The organism is Massilia endophytica (assembly GCF_021165955.1).
Classification (GTDB): Bacteria; Pseudomonadota; Gammaproteobacteria; order Burkholderiales; family Burkholderiaceae_D; genus Rugamonas; species Rugamonas endophytica.
In genome coordinates this window covers 548,223-564,541 of record NZ_CP088952.1, presented here as the reverse complement: position 1 = coordinate 564,541, position 16,319 = coordinate 548,223, and the positions used below count along the sequence as shown (strand labels likewise).

The 16,319-nt window shown below is 65.0% G+C and carries 12 protein-coding genes; all 12 read right to left on the bottom strand.

Going from position 1 to position 16,319, the window contains the following annotated elements:
* Positions 1-43 precede the first annotated feature (43 nt).
* Complete coding sequence (typA, locus tag LSQ66_RS02570) at positions 44-1,879, bottom strand: translational GTPase TypA (protein ID WP_231768256.1); 1,836 nt, start codon at positions 1,877-1,879, stop codon at positions 44-46.
* Positions 1,880-1,959: 80 nt separating this feature from the next.
* Entirely contained in the window at positions 1,960-2,880 is a 921-nt protein-coding gene (truB, locus tag LSQ66_RS02565; RefSeq protein WP_231768255.1) for a tRNA pseudouridine(55) synthase TruB, read from the bottom strand.
* Positions 2,877-3,269: a 30S ribosome-binding factor RbfA gene (gene rbfA / locus LSQ66_RS02560; protein WP_231768254.1), complete on the bottom strand. Its 393-nt coding sequence runs from the start codon at positions 3,267-3,269 to the stop codon at positions 2,877-2,879. The genes truB and rbfA overlap by 4 nt, the downstream gene beginning before the upstream one ends.
* 95 nt (positions 3,270-3,364) lie before the next feature.
* Positions 3,365-6,226: a translation initiation factor IF-2 gene (infB, locus tag LSQ66_RS02555; RefSeq protein ID WP_231768253.1), complete on the bottom strand. Its 2,862-nt coding sequence runs from the start codon at positions 6,224-6,226 to the stop codon at positions 3,365-3,367.
* 44 nt (positions 6,227-6,270) lie between these two features.
* Positions 6,271-7,836 (bottom strand): transcription termination factor NusA, encoded by a 1,566-nt coding sequence (nusA, locus tag LSQ66_RS02550; protein WP_231768252.1) that lies wholly within the window; start codon positions 7,834-7,836, stop codon positions 6,271-6,273.
* Positions 7,833-8,321: a ribosome maturation factor RimP gene (gene rimP / locus LSQ66_RS02545; RefSeq protein ID WP_231768251.1), complete on the bottom strand. Its 489-nt coding sequence runs from the start codon at positions 8,319-8,321 to the stop codon at positions 7,833-7,835. The genes nusA and rimP overlap by 4 nt, the downstream gene beginning before the upstream one ends.
* A 208-nt stretch (positions 8,322-8,529) precedes the next feature.
* Entirely contained in the window at positions 8,530-10,380 is a 1,851-nt protein-coding gene (gene rluB, locus LSQ66_RS02540; RefSeq protein WP_231768250.1) for a 23S rRNA pseudouridine(2605) synthase RluB, read from the bottom strand.
* Positions 10,367-11,098, bottom strand: coding sequence for an SMC-Scp complex subunit ScpB (gene scpB / locus LSQ66_RS02535; protein WP_231768249.1), 732 nt, complete (start codon positions 11,096-11,098; stop codon positions 10,367-10,369). The genes rluB and scpB overlap by 14 nt, the downstream gene beginning before the upstream one ends.
* A gap of 202 nt (positions 11,099-11,300) precedes the next feature.
* Complete coding sequence (locus LSQ66_RS02530) at positions 11,301-12,326, bottom strand: glucokinase (protein ID WP_231768248.1); 1,026 nt, start codon at positions 12,324-12,326, stop codon at positions 11,301-11,303.
* A gap of 212 nt (positions 12,327-12,538) precedes the next feature.
* A complete protein-coding gene (locus LSQ66_RS02525; protein WP_231768247.1) occupies positions 12,539-13,504 on the bottom strand; it encodes a VTT domain-containing protein in 966 nt (321 codons plus the stop codon).
* Positions 13,505-13,526: 22 nt separating this feature from the next.
* Positions 13,527-15,209: an ABC transporter ATP-binding protein gene (locus LSQ66_RS02520; protein WP_231768246.1), complete on the bottom strand. Its 1,683-nt coding sequence runs from the start codon at positions 15,207-15,209 to the stop codon at positions 13,527-13,529.
* Position 15,210: 1 nt separating this feature from the next.
* Complete coding sequence (locus LSQ66_RS02515) at positions 15,211-16,311, bottom strand: ABC transporter permease (protein WP_231768245.1); 1,101 nt, start codon at positions 16,309-16,311, stop codon at positions 15,211-15,213.
* Between the last annotated feature and the right edge of the window lie 8 nt (positions 16,312-16,319).

Here is a 16,319-nt window from a genome sequence, read left to right as displayed (position 1 = left end):
CCTGGGCTCCCGCCTGCGCGGGAGCGACGGATTATCCCGGCGCTTACGCGCCTTCGCGCGAGGCCTTCTTGCGCTCATGCTCCTTCAGGAAGCGCTTGCGCAGGCGGATCGACTTCGGCGTGATTTCCACCAGCTCGTCGTCCTCGATGAACTCCACGGCGTATTCCAGCGACAGCTGGATCGGCGGCACCAGGCGCACGGCTTCGTCGGTGCCCGAGGCGCGCACGTTGGTCAGCTGCTTGCCCTTGATCGGGTTCACCACCAGGTCGTTGTCGCGCGAGTGGATACCGATGATCATGCCTTCGTACACAGGGTCGTTGTGCGACACGAACATGCGGCCGCGGTCCTGCAGTTTCCACAGGGCGTAGGCGACGGCGGCGCCGTCGTCCTGCGAGATCAGCACGCCATTGCGGCGGCCCGCCAGTTCGCCCTTGCTGGTATCGACCGGAGCGTAGGCGTCGAACACGTGGCTCATCAGGCCGGTGCCGCGGGTCAGGGTCATGAAGTCGCCCTGGAAGCCGATCAGGCCACGGGCAGGAATGCGGTACTCGAGGCGCACGCGGCCCTTGCCGTCCGATTCCATGTTCTGCAGGTCGCCACGGCGGCGGCCCAGTTCTTCCATCACGCCGCCCTGGTTCGCCTCTTCCACGTCGACGCTCAGCATCTCGTAGGGCTCGTGGCGCACGCCGTCCACCATCTTGAACACCACGCGCGGACGCGACACGGCCAGCTCAAAGCCTTCGCGGCGCATGTTCTCCAGCAGGATGGTCAGGTGCAGTTCGCCGCGGCCGGACACTTCGAAGATCGTGTCGTCGTCGGTCGGCGCAACGCGCAGCGCCACGTTCGATTTCAGTTCCTTGTCCAGGCGGTCGCGCAGCTGGCGCGAGGTCACGAACTTGCCTTCGCGGCCAGCCAGCGGCGAGGTGTTGACCATGAAGTTCATGGTCAGGGTGGGCTCGTCGACGGTCAGCATCGGCAGCGGGTCAGGAGTGTCCACGGCGCAGACGGTGGAGCCGATGCCGATTTCCTCGATACCGTTGATCAGGATGATGTCGCCGGCGACGGCTTCGTCCACCAGCACGCGCTCCAGGCCCTTGAAGTTCAGCACCTGGTTGACGCGGCCTTTGATCGGGGTTGCGCCGGGGCCGTCCACCACCACCACGTCCTGGCCGGCCTTGATGCGGCCGCGGGACACGCGGCCGATGCCGATCTTGCCCACGTAGGAGGAGTAGTCGAGGGAAGTGATCTGCATCTGCAGCGGGCCGTCCGGATTGTCGTCGCGCACCGGCACGTACTTCAGGATGGCTTCGAACAGCGGCTTCATGTCGCCGCCGCGCACGTCTTCGGTCATGCCGGCGTAGCCGTTCAGGCCCGAGGCGTAGACGATGGGGAAGTCCAGCTGTTCATCGGTGGCGCCCAGCTTGTCGAACAGTTCGAAGGTCTGGTTGATGGCCCAGTCGGCGCGCGCGCCCGGACGGTCGATCTTGTTCACCACGACGATAGGCTTCAGGCCCAGGGCCAGCGCCTTGCGGGTCACGAAGCGGGTCTGCGGCATCGGGCCTTCCTGGGCGTCGACCAGCAGCAGCACCGAGTCCACCATGGACAGCACGCGCTCCACCTCGCCGCCGAAGTCGGCGTGGCCGGGGGTGTCGACGATGTTGATGTGCGTGCCCTCGTACTCGACTGCGCAATTCTTCGACAGAATCGTAATGCCGCGCTCTTTTTCGAGATCGTTCGAGTCCATGACGCGGGTATCGACCTGCTGGTTTTCGCGGAAGGTGCCCGACTGGCGCAGCAGCTGGTCCACGAGGGTGGTCTTGCCATGGTCAACGTGAGCGATGATGGCGATATTACGAATTGCGCGTTTAGTATTAGACATGATGGATGTATTGACAGAAAAACTGCGAGTGCGGGTGCACTGAACCCACTAGTATAGCATGCTGCACCGCACGCAACCAGCTACTGGGCGGCGATAAGGCGTTCGGGTGCGAGAATGGAGAAGTCCTGCAGCTGGGCTGTGCCGAGCAGGCGGCCGTCGCTGTAGACGCGCACGCGGCCCTTGTGCCCGGGCACCGTGACGGCGGGCTCCTTGCCCAGCGGCAGGCGCTGGCCTTGCAGGAAGCGCTTCGCCAGCTCGGGCGTCAGCTCGACAGCGGGGAAACTGGACAGCAATGCGTCCACCGGCGACAGCAGGGTCAATGGCGCCGCATGCGCAGTCAGCTCTTCCAGCGTGACCATGTGCTCGGCCTTCAGCGCGCCGACCTGGATGCGCCGCAGGGCGTTCAGGTGGGCGCCGCAGCCCAGCGCCGCGCCGATGTCTTCGCCCAGCACGCGGATATAGGTGCCCTTGCTGCAGCTGACTTCCAGCTTCAGGTAGGGCGCCTCGTAGGAGACCAGCTCCAGCTTGTGGATCACCACCTGCCGCGCCTCGCGTTCGAGCACGATGCCTTCGCGCGCGTATTCGTACAGGGGCTTGCCGTCGCGCTTCAGGGCCGAGTACATCGGCGGCACCTGGGCAATGGGGCCGCGGAAGCGCGCCAGCACCTCCGCGATCTGCGCCTCGGTGACGTTCACCTCGCGCGTTTCCAGCACCTGGCCTTCGGTGTCGCCCGTGTCCGTGCGCACGCCGAGATGCACGGTCGTGAGGTAGGTCTTGTCCGCCTCCAGCAGGTCCTGCGAGAACTTGGTGGCTTCGCCGAAGCACAGGGGCAGCAGGCCCGTCGCAAAGGGATCGAGGGTGCCGGTATGGCCCGCCTTCTTCGCGTTGAAGACCCGCTTGGCCTTGATCAGGGCATCGTTCGACGACAGGCCTACCGGCTTGTCGAGCAGCAGCACGCCGTCCACGAGGTCGCGGACGCGCTTGACCTTCGCCTGCGTCATTCCTGCTCGTCGGCGTCGGCCGCGCGGGAGGCGTTGGCCTGGTCGATCAGGGCCGATATGGCCATGCCGCGCGCCGCCGAGGTATCGTGCACGAAGTGCAGCTGCGGCAGGGTATGGATGTGCAGGCGCTTGCCCAGCTGGTTGCGCAGGTAGCCCGCCGCGGCGTTGAGCCCCGCCAGCGTGTTCTTCACGGACTCGGGATCGTCCTTCAGCATCGTGAAGTAGATCTTGGCGTGCGCGTAGTCCGGCGTGAGCTGGACTTCGGCCAGCGTGATCATGCCCACGCGCGGGTCCTTCAGTTCGAAGGCGATCAGCTCGGACAGGTCTTTCTGGATCTGGTCGGCCACGCGCAGGCCGCGCGCCGGGATGGATTTGCTATGTTTGGCCATGATGTATTACCGGTAAAAATACTGGCGGGCGCCGCCCTGCCCCACGCTCTTGCGCAGGACGGGCGGCGCCCGCCACGTGTGTGCTGCCAGACGCCTTACAGCGTACGGGCGATTTCCTGCACTTCGAAGACTTCCAGCGTATCGCCGACTTCGATGTCGTTGTAGCCCTTGAGCGACAGGCCGCATTCCAGGCCGGCGCGCACTTCTTTCGCGTCGTCCTTGAAGCGCTTGAGCGAGTCGATCTCGCCGGTCCACACCACGATGTTGTTGCGCAGCAGGCGTACGGACGAGGAGCGCTTGACCACGCCGTCCGTGACCAGGCAGCCCGCAATCGCGCCGACCTTGGACACCAGGATGACCTGGCGGATTTCCACCTGGCCGGTGACGTGCTCGCGCTTCTCCGGCGCCAGCATGCCCGACATCGCCGCCTTCACCTCTTCGATCGCGTCGTAGATGATGTTGTAGTAGCGGATATCCACACCGTTGGCCTCGGCCAGCTTGCGCGCCTGCGCATCGGCACGGGCGTTGAAGCCGATGATGACGGCCTTCGACGCAACTGCCAGGTTGACGTCCGATTCCGAGATGCCGCCCACCGCGGCGTGCACGATCTGCACGCGCACTTCGGAGGTCGAGAGCTTCTGCAGGGAGCCCACCAGCGCTTCCTGCGAACCCTGCACGTCGGTCTTGACGATCAGCGGCAGGTTCTTCACTTCGCCTTCGGCCATCTGGTCGAACATGTTCTCCAGCTTTGCGGCCTGCTGCTTGGCCAGCTTCACGTCGCGGAACTTACCTTGACGGAACAGGCCGATCTCGCGCGCCTTGCGCTCGTCCGCCATCACCATGGCTTCTTCGCCGGCGGCCGGCACTTCGGTCAGGCCCTGGATCTCCACCGGAATGGAAGGACCGGCCTCGTTGATCGCCTTGCCGTTCTCGTCCAGCATGGCGCGCACGCGGCCATAGGAGGAGCCGGCCAGCACGACGTCGCCGCGCTTCAGGGTGCCCGATTGCACCAGGATCGTGGCCACGGGACCGCGGCCCTTGTCCAGGCGCGCTTCCACCACCAGGCCGCGCGCGGGCGCTTCCACGGGGGCTTTCAGTTCCAGCACTTCGGCCTGCAGCAGCACGTTCTCCAGCAGGGAGTCGATGCCCTGGCCGGTCTTCGCGGACACCGGCACGAACGGCGAATCGCCGCCGTATTCTTCCGGCACCACGCCTTCGGCGATCAGTTCCTGCGTCACGCGTTCGAGGTTGCCGCCCGGCTTGTCGATCTTGTTGATCGCCACCACCAGCGGCACGCCCGCGGCTTTCGCGTGGGCGATCGCTTCCTTCGTCTGCGGCATCACGCCGTCGTCGGCAGCCACCACCAGGATCACGATGTCGGTCGCCTTGGCGCCGCGTGCACGCATGGCCGTGAAGGCCTCGTGACCCGGCGTATCGAGGAAGGTGATCATGCCGCGCGGCGTATCGACGTGGTAGGCGCCGATGTGCTGCGTAATGCCGCCCGCTTCACCCGAGGCCACCTTGGCGCGGCGGATGTAGTCCAGCAGCGAGGTCTTGCCGTGGTCGACGTGGCCCATGACGGTCACCACCGGCGCGCGCGGCGAGGACTCGAAGTGGGCGTGCTCGCCCTGGTCGGCCAGCAGCGCTTCGGGATCGTCCACGGCGGCGGCGAAGGCCTTGTGGCCCATCTCTTCCACCACGATCATCGCCGTTTCCTGGTCCAGCACCTGGTTGATGGTGCACATCTGGCCCAGCTTCATCAGCTGCTTGATCACCTCGGAGGCCTTGACGGACATCTTGTGCGCCAGCTCGGCGACCGTGATGGTCTCCGGCACGTGCACTTCCTTGACGATGGCTTCGGTCGGCGCCTGGAAGTTCGATTCGCGCTCCTCGTGGTGCGAGTTGCGGCGGCCCTTGCCGCCGCTGCGCCAGCCGTCGCGGCCGGTCGGCGCTGCGGCATTGCCGCGGCCCTTCAGGCCGCCGCCGGGCGCGCCGCGCTTCTTGGCGTCGTCCGACCAGGTCGAGGAGACATTGGCCGACTTGATCGACTTCTTGTCGCCCTTCTTGGCGTCGTCCTTCTTCTCGGCCGTTGCACCGGCTGCGGGCTTCTTGTCCGCAGGCTTGTGCAGCGTGCCTTCGGCAGTCTTCGGCTTGGCCGCGGCGGGCGCCGGTTCCGGCGCCTTCACCACGCGGCGCGGCGCGTTCATCATGGCCTTGATCTGGGCCACTTCGTCGGCCACGGCCTTGCGTGCGCGCTCGGTCGCCTCGGCGCGTTCGGCCGCTTCCTTGGCAGCGGCTTCGGCCTTCTTCTTCGCTTCCTCGGCATCGGCCTGGCGCTTCTTGTCGGCGGCGGCGGTGGCGGCGGCATCGGCGCCGGCCTTCTCCGCAGCGGCCTTCTCGGCAGCGGCTTTCTTCGCTTCGGCTTCGGCCAGCTTCTTCGCTTCCGCTTCGGCCGCGGCGGTGGCCTTGGCCTGGGCTTCCTTCTCGGCGTCCAGCTTGGCCAGGCGCTCCTGCTTTTCCTTCAGTTCCGCTTCCTGGCGGGCGATCAGCTCGGCCTGGCGGCGCGCCTCTTCCTCGCGGCGCGCGCGTTCGGCGGCGTCGATCACCGGCGCGGCCGGTGCGGAGGCCGCGGCGGCGGCGGTCGTGGTCAGGTCATCGCGCTGCACGAAGGTGCGCTTCTTGCGGACCTCCACCTGGATCGTGCGCGACTTGCCGGTGGCGTCGGCCTGCTTGATCTCGGTGGTTTCCTTGCGGGTCAGCGTGATTTTCTTCTTTTCGGTTTGTTCGCCCGCGCCGTGGGTGCGGCGCAGGTGTTCCAGCAGCTTGTCCTTATCATCTTTCGACAATGGATCTGACGCCGAACTTTTTTCGACGCCAGCAGAACGCAGCTGCGTCAGCAGCAGATCTGCAGGCATCTTCAGTTCGGTGGCAAATTGGGCTACGTTGTTACTCGCCATTCAGTCCTCTTTTCTATGTGTCGCGTAGATGATATGGGTGCTACTCAGGCCTTTGCGGATTCGGCTGCCGCCCAGGCCTTGCCTTGCAGGGCCTTGGCGCGGTCGTCGTACTTCGCATCGACCAGCTTCATTTCATCATCGGTCACATCTTCAAACTCAGATTTAATCAGTTCTCGTGCGCGGTCGGTCGACAGGGCCAGGATGGCGCCGAATTCGTCGTAGGCCAGACCCGCAAACTGCTCCAGCGTCTTGATGCCGGCCAGGCCAAGCTTGCCCGCGGTGACGCGGTCCATGCCTTCCAGGCCAACCAGCGCTTCTTCCATGCCTTCCAGGCCCTCTTCCGAAGCAATGGCTTCGGTCACCAGGGCGTCGCGGGCGCGGGTACGCAGTTCGTTGACGGTGTCTTCGTCGAATGCTTCGATTTCCAGCATCTCGGAAATCGGCACGTAGGCGATTTCTTCCAGGCTGGAGAAGCCTTCTTCCACCAGGATGTCGGCCACTTCCTGGTCCACATCCAGCTTTTCCATGAACAGGGCGCGGGTAGCGGCCGTTTCCTGAGCCACCTTGTCGGCGGACTCCTCGGCGGTCATGATATTGATCTTCCAGCCGGTCAGCTCGGAGGCCAGGCGCACGTTCTGGCCGGAGCGGCCGATGGCGATCGCCAGGTTCTCTTCGTCCACCACCACGTCCATGGCGTGCTTCTCTTCGTCCACCATGATCGAGGACACGTTGGCCGGGGCCAGGGCGCCGATCACGAACTGGGCCGGATCGTCGGACCACAGCACGATGTCCACGCGCTCGCCGCCCAGTTCACCGGTCACGGCCTGCACGCGCGAACCGCGCATGCCGACGCAGGTGCCGATCGGGTCGATGCGCTTGTCCGCAGTGTACACGGCGATCTTGGCGCGCACACCGGCGTCGCGGGCGGCGGATTTGATCTCCAGCATGCCCTGTTCGATCTCCGGCACTTCCAGCTCGAAGAGCTTCATGATGAATTCGGGCGCGGTGCGCGACAGGATGACCTGCGGGCCGCGCATATTGCGGTCCACGCGCAGGATGTAGGCGCGCACGCGGTCGCCGATACGCAGGTTCTCCTTCGGGATCATCTGGTCGCGCGGCAGGCGCGCTTCGATCTTGCCCGATTCCACGATGGCATCGCCGCGCTCCATGCGCTTGATGGTGCCGGTCACGAGGGCGTCGCCGCGCTCCAGGAAGTCGGCCAGGATCTGCTCTCGCTCGGCGTCGCGCACGCGCTGCAGCACCACCTGCTTGGTGTCCTGCGCGAAGCGGCGGCCGAATTCCACGGACTCGATCGGCTCTTCGATGTATTCGTCGACTTCGATATCGGGGATCTGTTCCTTGGCCTCGAACAGCAGCACTTCCTGGTCAGGCAGCTGCAGGCCCGCTTCGTCAGGAACCACGTGCCAGCGGCGGAAGGACTCGAACTCGCCGCTTTCGCGGTCGATCGAGACGCGGATATCCACTTCGCCTTCATAGCGCTTCTTCGTGGCTTGCGCCAATGCGAATTCCAGTGCGCCGAATACCACGTCCTTGTCGACGTTCTTCTCGCGCGCCAGCGCATCCACCAATAACAAAACTTCGCGACTCATGCTTTGCGGCTCCTAAAATCCACCTGTGGCACCAAGCGTGCCTTATCCAAATCCGCGAGCGTGAAATTCAGCACCGCAGGACCTTCGTTACCTTCAAATTCAATACCCAGCTGCTCGCCCTCGGGCTCCTGCAGGATGCCCTGGTAGGACTTGCGGTTGCCGGTGCCCGGCACCGCCATGCGCAGCTTCACGATCGCCTCGCTGCCCGCGAAGCGCTCGAAGTCGGAGAGCTTGCGCAGCGGCCGGTCCAGGCCGGGCGAGGAAATTTCGAGCCGCTCATAGGGCACGTTCTCCACCGTGAGCACGTGCGAGAGCTGATGGCTGACCTTGGCGCAGTCTTCCACCGTGATGGGGCCCTTTTCTTCCGCATCCTCTGCCGTGAAATCGATATACACGCGCAGCAGTCCACGCTCGGCCCTTTCGAAATCGACCAGTTCGTAGCCCAGACCCGCGACGGTGGTCTCAATGAGTTCCGGCAGTTGCAAAGAAAATCTCCAAAAACGGTTCACCAAAAAAAAAATGGGCATCTGCCCATCTTTTTGTCACTGCAGCCAGATGAAAGCACTCTCAGCAACAACTACTGCAAAGAACTACTTTTTACTAGGCTGCTTATTATAGCGTCTTATTGACTTCGCTGCAATGCCGCACAGATCGCGGAACAGGCCGCGCGGCGGCATTGCAACACTATCAACATCAGCCCTTGCGGCGGCGCGGCATGCCGTGGTCCATGGCCCCGCCCCGGTTGCGGCGGGGCTGGCCGGCGCCGCCGAAGCCGAAGGTGGTCTGCAGCGGATCCGGCTGGCGCGGGCCCTTGGCCTTGCCCGGCTGGCCGCCGGGACGGCCGCCCTGTTCGCCGAAAGCGGCACGGCCACCGCCGAAGCCGCCGCCCTGGGGACGGCCCCCCGGGCGGCCGGAGCCGCCGCCAAAGTAGCTGCCCTGGCCCTGGCCGCCGCGGCGCGGCGCCTGCGGGAAAGGATCGGCGTTCTTGTTGCTCACGTCCATGCGGTTGAAATTCTGCTCGCCGCGCTCGCGGTTCTGGCCCTGGCCCTGGCCCTGGCCCGGCTTCTTGCCATTGCCATTCCTGGCGCTGTCGCCGCCGGGCTGCTTCTTCTCGACGCCCACCGCCGCCATCAGGTCGCGCACCGAATTTTCTTCCATCTCTTCCCAGCGACCACGCTTCAGGTTGCTTGGCAGGGTCATGGCGCCGTAACGGGTACGGATCAGGCGCGACACGGTCAGGCCCACGGACTCGAACATGCGGCGCACCTCGCGGTTGCGGCCTTCGCCGATCACCACGCGATACCACTTGTTGACGCCTTCGCCGCCGCCGTCGGCGATCTTGGAGAACTGCGCCATGCCGTCTTCCAGCTCCACGCCCGCCAGCAGCTTCTGGCGCATGCCCTCTTCCAGCTCGCCCAGGGTACGCACGGCGTATTCGCGGTCGATGTTGTAGCGCGGGTGCATCAGGCGGTTCGCCAGGTCGCCGCTGGTGGTAAACAGCAGCAGGCCTTCGGTGTTGAAGTCCAGGCGGCCCACGGCCAGCCACTTGCCGGTTTTCATGGTCGGCAGGCGGTCGAAGACGGAAGGACGGCCATCCGGGTCGTCGTGCGACACGATCTCGCCCGCAGGCTTGTGGTAGACCAGCACGCGCGGCGGCTTCTTGCTCACCTTGCGCTGGATCAGCTTGCCGTTGATGCGCACGGCGTCGGTGGGCAGGATGCGCTGGCCGATATGGGCCGGCTCGCCGTTCACGGACACGCGGCCCGCCACGATCAGCTCTTCCATATCGCGGCGCGAACCCAGGCCCGCCTCAGCCAGCACCTTGTGCAGCTTGGGCGCATCGTCTTCGGCGGTGAGGTCGCGGCGCACGGCCTTCTGCGGCTGCTTGCCCTTCACGGGCTCGTCGCGGTCGAAGGCTTCCGAGGTCACGTAGGAGAATACCGCGTCGGCGTCGCTGACCTTGGCGCCGCCCTGTTTCTGGCCCTGCTTCTGCTGGGCGTTCTGCTTGCCCTTGTTGCGGCCTTTCTTGCCGTGCTTGCCCTGGCGCTGCTCGTGCTTGCGCTCCTGGGATGCGGCGGACTCGGCGCCTTCGGCGGCGGCCGGCGCTACGGCCTCGGCGGCAGCTTCCACAGCAGGCTGGGCGGCGGCTTTTTCGGCTTCGCGCAGGGCGCGCTGTTCGCGCATCTGGCGCGGGCCGCGCGGCGGACGGGCTTTCGGGGCTTCGCCAGTCTCCGCAGGCGCGGCGGCGGCTTCGGCGGCAGCAGGCGCTGCGGCTGGCGTCTCCTCCGGCACGGCGGCCTTGACGGATTTGGCGCGCGGCTTCTTCACGGGCGCCTCGGCTGCGGGAGCGGCAGCTTCGGCAGCGGCAGGCGCGGCTTCGGCGGCGGCCTTGCTGCTGCGGCGTTTCGGCTTCGGCTCCTCGCCTGCGGCCAGCGCTGCGGCCTTGTCGGCCTCGATCTGGGCCTTGGTGCGGCGCTTCGGCTTCGCGGCTGCGGGTTCGGCGGCCGGAACGCCGGTCTCGTTGGTGTTATCAGTGTTGTTCATTATTAGTATCTTGCGTTGACTCAGCTTCGGCGTCCGCTTCCTGCACCGGGGCCTCTGCCACCGGCGCCTCGTCGGGCGCGACATCATCGGAAACCTCGACAGCCACGGCTGCCTTTTCAAAATTCTCCTGCAGCGCCGCTTCGAGCGCCTCCATCGAATTCGTGCTCTTGCCGTCGCTGATTTCCTGCAGCGGCGGCAGCTGGGCCAGGGAGTTCAGGCCCAGGTCATCCAGGAACTGCTTCGTGGTGCCCAGCAGCGCGGGGCGTCCCAGCACATCGCGGTGGCCGACCACATCGACCCATCCGCGGTCTTCCAGCATCTTGATCGTCTGGGAATTCACGGCAACGCCGCGGATCTCCTCGATATCGCCCCGGGTCACGGGCTGGCGGTAGGCGATGATCGCCAGCGTCTCCAGCGTGGCCCGCGAATACTTCTGGGGCTTCTCGGGATTCAGCCGGTCCAGGTACAGCTTCATTTCCGGCTTGCTCTGGAAGCGCCAGCCGGTGGACAGTCCCACCAGCTCCACTCCCTCGTCCTGCCACTCCTGGCGCAACTCCTCCAGCATGGCCTTGATCGCATCGGAGGACAGGCCCTCCTCCAGCGGATTGCCCTGGTCGTCGACTTCGACGAACAGCTTCTTCAGGCTGTGGACCGACAATGGCTCGCGAGCGCATAGCAGCGCGGTTTCGAGGACTTTTTTCGCCTCAACAGTACTCATAGCAATCTTGTGGTTGCAAATCTATTGCAAGAAGGCGCCGGGCCGCTGCGCGCCGGGGCGAGGATCACAGGTGGAGAGAAGTGTTTTCGGGGCGAAAACCAATCGGCGCACCAAGGAACGAGCGGCGCCGTTTCATCCAACTGGAATCATTGTACCTGATAAAACCGCGAAAAGTGCAATTCGCGGTGAAAGCGTCTTTCGCTTAGTGGCCCGCGAGGCGCTCGGCGAGGATGGCGGACACGCCCACGAAAGCCGGATACTCGGCCGTGATCACATAGGTCGGGATCGCGGCCAGATAATTGCGGAAGCGGCCCTTCGCCTCGAAGCGGGCGCGGAAGCCGGACTTATCGAAACGCTCGCCCAGGCGCGGCACGATGCCGCCGCCGATATAGATGCCGCCCTGCGCGCCCAGGGTCACGCCCAGGTTGCCCGCGACGGTGGCCAGCATGGCGCAGAAAGTCTCCACCACCTCGTCGCACAGCGGGCACTCGCCGGCCAGCGCGCGGCGGGCGATCTCGGCGGCGTTGAGAGCCTCGGCTGGCTGCTTGCGGTAGTCCGCCAGCGCGCGGTACACCAGCTCGATGCCCTGGCCGGAAATCAGGCGCTCAGCGGACACATGCTCGAACTCGCGCCAGGCGAACTGCAGGATGGCGACTTCCACCTCGTTATTGGGCGCAAAGCTGACATGGCCGCCCTCGCTGAGCAAGGCCGTCCAGCTGTCGCCCGAAGGGATAAGGCCGGAAACGCCCAGCCCCGTGCCCGCGCCGACCAAGCCCAGCGGCGTACCCGACACGGGCTCGCCGCCGCCCACCTTGCGCTTCTGATTCTCGGACAGGAGAGGCAGCGAGCGCGCCAGCGCGGTGAAATCGTTCGCCACCACCAGCACATCGAAGCCGCACTCCTTGCGCAGGGCCTCGATGGAAAACTCCCAATGATGGTTCGTCATTTTCACGAAGTCGCCCGTGATGGGATTGGCGATGGCGATGGCCCCGTGGCGCACCTGGGCGCCCACTACAGCAGCTACATCCGGCAAGGCCAGATAAGCGCGCAGCGCATCGGCGATGGTGGGATAGCTGGCACAGCCCAGCACCTGGATGTGACCGATCTGGCCCGGCGCCGTTTCCAGCGCAAACCGAGCATTGGTGCCACCCACATCCGCAAGAAGACGCGCCCCGCCGGCGTAGGCGGAGGAAGGGCTTTGCACTGCGGAATCGGTATAGGCGTTCATGGACGGCGTGAAAATGTGTGAGGCCTAATCCTAAAGATTTCTTGGCTTCCACGCAAGAGTTCTGTGTAGTTTTAGTACAGCCACCACAAAATTGCCACACAAACGCAAAAAATGAAAGAACCCTACAGTAGTCTGACTACCGTTTCTTAAAGGGGACAGACCCTTTTAGGAAACATTTCTTAAAGGGGACTCGGCGTCCCCGTCTGTCCCCTTTAAGAAATTGTTAGCGGGGGGGCGTCGGCGGGGGTGAGGTCGGGGTCGAGCTCGGCGCGGAAGGCGAGGTTCCAGGCGTCGAGGCCGCCATGCAGGGGGCGGGCCAGCTTGTAGCCGTGGGCGTGCAGCTGTTTGGCCACGCTGGCGGCCGTGACGTCGTTCGGGCAGCTGCAGTAGACGATGATGTGGCGGTCCTTCGGCAGGGCCGACACGATGTTCAAGGGGTCGCCATTCACCAGCAAGGCGCCCGGGACGGGCGGCTCCAGGCTCTGGGCCGTGGCGCTGCGGGCGTCCACCATGACCGGGTCATGCCCTTCGTCCAGCAGGGCGCGCAGTTCGTCGATGCTGATGCGCTCGGTCTGCATGGCCTTCTGGAAGCGCTTGCGCTCGATGTATTTGAAGAGGATGAACAGGCCAAGCAGGATGCCCAGCACCGTCAGCGCCGTGCTGCCCATGGCAGACAGGATCTCGAGTACCTGGTCCACGTCGCTGTGGAAGTAGGCGCCGATGCTGATGCCCGTCAGGCTCCACAGCAGGCCGCCCAGCACGCTGAAGCTGAGGAAGGTGGGTATGCCGGTGCCCATGGCGCCTGCCAGCGGCGGGGCAATGGTGTTGAAGCCGGGAATGAACTTGGCCACGACCATGGATTTCGGGCCCCATTTGCGGAAGGTGTCTTCCGTCTGGCTCACGCAGTAGTCGGGCGACAGGGAAATGCGGCAGAGGAGCTTGAGGATGCGCTTGCCGTAGTGGCGGCCCGCGCGGAACCAGAAGAAGTCGCTGATCATGCAGGCCAGCAGGGCCACAGCCAGCACGCCGGGCAGCGGGGTGCCGCCGTCCATGGCGAGGGCGCCTGCCACGATGAGCACGGGATAGGCCGGAATAGGCAGCCCCATCTGTTCAACGAGCACGACAGCAAACACGATCAGTACACCGTATTCTTGCAGCAGGGAGATCAGGTTCGCCATAATCCCCGTATCTTATCCGAAACTATGCAAGTCCGCGCGGGATGGCGCCCAGCAGAGTCCGCGTATAAGGGTGGACGGGGTTACGGTACAGCTCGTCGGAGTTGGCGAGCTCCACCACCTCGCCCTTGTTCATCACCATGACCTGGTCGGAGATGTATTTCACCACCGAGAGGTCGTGCGAAATGAAGATGTAGGACAGGCCGTATTCGTCCTGCAGATCCTGCAGCAGGTTCAGCACCTGGGCCTGCACCGATACGTCCAGCGCCGATACCGATTCGTCGCACACCAGAATCTCCGGCTTCATGGTCAGGCAGCGCGCAATGGCAATGCGCTGCCGCTGCCCGCCCGAGAATTCATGCGGGTAGCGGTGGTAGGCGTGTGCGGGCAGCCCCACCCTTTGCAGCAGCTGCAGCGCCATCTCCGTGCGCTCGCTGTCGTTGCCGCCGATGCGGTGCAGGCGCATGGGTTCAAGCAGGATCTGGCCGACCGTGAAGCGCGGGTTGAGCGAGGCGTACGGGTTCTGGAAGATGATCTGGATGCGCCGCTTGTAGGCCATGTATTCGCTCTCGGGCATGGAGATGAGGTCCTTGCCTTCGAAGATGGCGCGCCCGCCCGTGGCCTTGTGAAGGCGCAGCAGGGTCAGGCCCACCGTGGTCTTGCCGGAGCCGGATTCGCCCACCACGCCGAGCGTCTTCCCGCGCGGGAGCTTGAAGGATACGCCCTTCACTGCCTTGAATTCGCGCTTGCCGAACAGGCCTTCGCGCAGCCAGAAGCTTTTCTGCAGGTCCTGCACGTCGAGGACGATGTCGTCGTCCGGCCTGAAGCCGCGCTCGCGCTGCGGCATGTCCACGCCGGGACCAGCCTTGCCGTCCATGTAGTCGGCGATCACGGGCAGCCGGATGGGACGCGCGTCCAGCGAGGGGCGGCAATGCAGCAGCGCGCGCGTGTAGCTGTCCTGCGGGTCGCCGAAAATCTGCTGTGTGGCGCCGGTTTCGCGCACTTCGCCATGCCGCATCACGATCACGCTGTCCGCTATCTCGCCCACCAGCCCGAGGTCGTGCGTGATGAAGAGCACGGACATCTGGTGCTTCTTCTGCAGGCTCGCGATCAACTCCATGATCTGCTTCTGGATGGTGACGTCGAGCGCGGTGGTCGGTTCGTCCGCGATCAGCAGCTTCGGTTCGCAGGCGATGGCCATGGCGATCATGACGCGCTGCTGCTGCCCGCCGGACATCTGGCTCGGGTAGGCGTCGATCTTGGCCGCAGGGTCGGGAATGCCCACTTCTTCCAGCAGCGCCAGCGTGCGCGCCCTCGCCTGCTTGCCGGTCATGCCCATATGCTGGCGCAGCACCTCGCCGATCTGGTAGCCCACCGTGAACACGGGATTGAGCGAGGACATGGGCTCCTGGAAAATCATGGAGATGTCCTTGCCGCACATGGCGCGCCGCTCGCGCATGGAGAGGTGCAGCACTTCGCGCCCGTCGAACAGCACGCTGCTGGCGGGGTCGATGATGGTGGTGTGCTCCGGCAGAAGGCCCATCACGGCCAGGGAGCTCACGGACTTGCCGCTGCCCGATTCGCCCACCAGGGCCACCGTGCTGTTGCGCGGCACACTGAAGGAGATGCCCTTCACGGCCTCGAAGGTATTCTTCTTGTCGATGCGGAAAGCGATGCGCAGATTGCGTACGTCGAGCAGATTGTCCATATCACTTCACTTTCGGATCGAGCGCATCGCGCAGGGCATCGGTGAACAGGGAGAAGGCCGTGACCAGCACCGCCATGGCGACTGCCGCCGCCGTGAGCTGCCACCATTTGCCCAGTATGAGTTCGTTCTGCGCCTCGTTGAGCATGGAGCCCCAGCTCACCACGCCCACGGGCACGCCGAAGCCGAGGAAGCTCAGGATCACTTCCGCCTTGATGAAGCCCACCACGAGAATGGACATCTGCACCAGCGCCACGTGGCTCACATTGGGGAAGATATGCGAGAACATCTTGCGCCAGTTGGAGGCGCCGATGGCGTCCGCCGCCATCACGTACTCGCGCGCCTTGTGCTTGATGTATTCGGCGCGGATCAGGCGGTATGGCCCCGTCCACCCGGTGAGGCCCAGGATCAGCACAATCGTCAGCACGCCTTTCTGCTGCAGCACCGCAGCCACCGTGAGGATCATGAGGATCGATGGGATGGAGGTGAAGATGCTGTAGAACCAGTTGAAGAAATCGTCCACCACGCCGCCGTAGAAGCCGGAGAAGGCGCCGAACAGCGTGCCGAGTGCAACGGCCAGCAGGGCAGCCACCAGGCCGACGATAATGGAGGTTTCGGCGCCTTTGATGGTTTTCTTGATGATGTCGTGGCCCCACTTGTCGCCGCCGAAAGGCAGGGTCGGGCGGCGCTCGATGGCGGCCTGGCGTTCGGCCTTCGCCATGCCTGCGCGCAGCTCCTTCATCTCGGCCGCCAGAGGATCGGTCACGCCGTACATCTCCACTTCATGCGAGCGGCTGCCGCCCATTTCCGCCTTCAGCTGGCGGATGTCTTCGGCCAGGGGATCGAAGGGATTCTCGGGCAGCGCTTGCGGCGCGGTGGATGGCACACCCACTTCCGTTGCAGCCTGTGGGCCGAGGAAAGCCGGCGGCGCATAGTTGGCGCCCACCTCGTCCTCCCAGTCCGACACAATGAGGCCGGAGGCCGACAGCGCGAGCATGAGCAGGAAGGCCGCCACAACGGCCAGTGCGGCCATCGCCAGCCGGTCGGCACGCAGGCGGCGCCATGCCAGCGCCCACAGGCCGGGAGATGCGTGAGTTTCGTGCATGGACATTC

Coding starts and splice junctions, on each gene's coding strand:
- nusA (WP_231768252.1), bottom strand. CDS start 7,836: ATGAGTCGCGAAGTTTTGTTATTGGTGGATGCGCTGGCGCGCGAGAAG.
- typA (WP_231768256.1), bottom strand. CDS start 1,879: ATGTCTAATACTAAACGCGCAATTCGTAATATCGCCATCATCGCTCAC.
- rluB (WP_231768250.1), bottom strand. CDS start 10,380: ATGAACAACACTGATAACACCAACGAGACCGGCGTTCCGGCCGCCGAA.
- LSQ66_RS02520 (WP_231768246.1), bottom strand. CDS start 15,209: ATGGACAATCTGCTCGACGTACGCAATCTGCGCATCGCTTTCCGCATC.
- LSQ66_RS02525 (WP_231768247.1), bottom strand. CDS start 13,504: ATGGCGAACCTGATCTCCCTGCTGCAAGAATACGGTGTACTGATCGTG.
- truB (WP_231768255.1), bottom strand. CDS start 2,880: ATGACGCAGGCGAAGGTCAAGCGCGTCCGCGACCTCGTGGACGGCGTG.
- LSQ66_RS02530 (WP_231768248.1), bottom strand. CDS start 12,326: ATGAACGCCTATACCGATTCCGCAGTGCAAAGCCCTTCCTCCGCCTAC.
- scpB (WP_231768249.1), bottom strand. CDS start 11,098: ATGAGTACTGTTGAGGCGAAAAAAGTCCTCGAAACCGCGCTGCTATGC.
- rbfA (WP_231768254.1), bottom strand. CDS start 3,269: ATGGCCAAACATAGCAAATCCATCCCGGCGCGCGGCCTGCGCGTGGCC.
- LSQ66_RS02515 (WP_231768245.1), bottom strand. CDS start 16,311: ATGCACGAAACTCACGCATCTCCCGGCCTGTGGGCGCTGGCATGGCGC.
- infB (WP_231768253.1), bottom strand. CDS start 6,226: ATGGCGAGTAACAACGTAGCCCAATTTGCCACCGAACTGAAGATGCCT.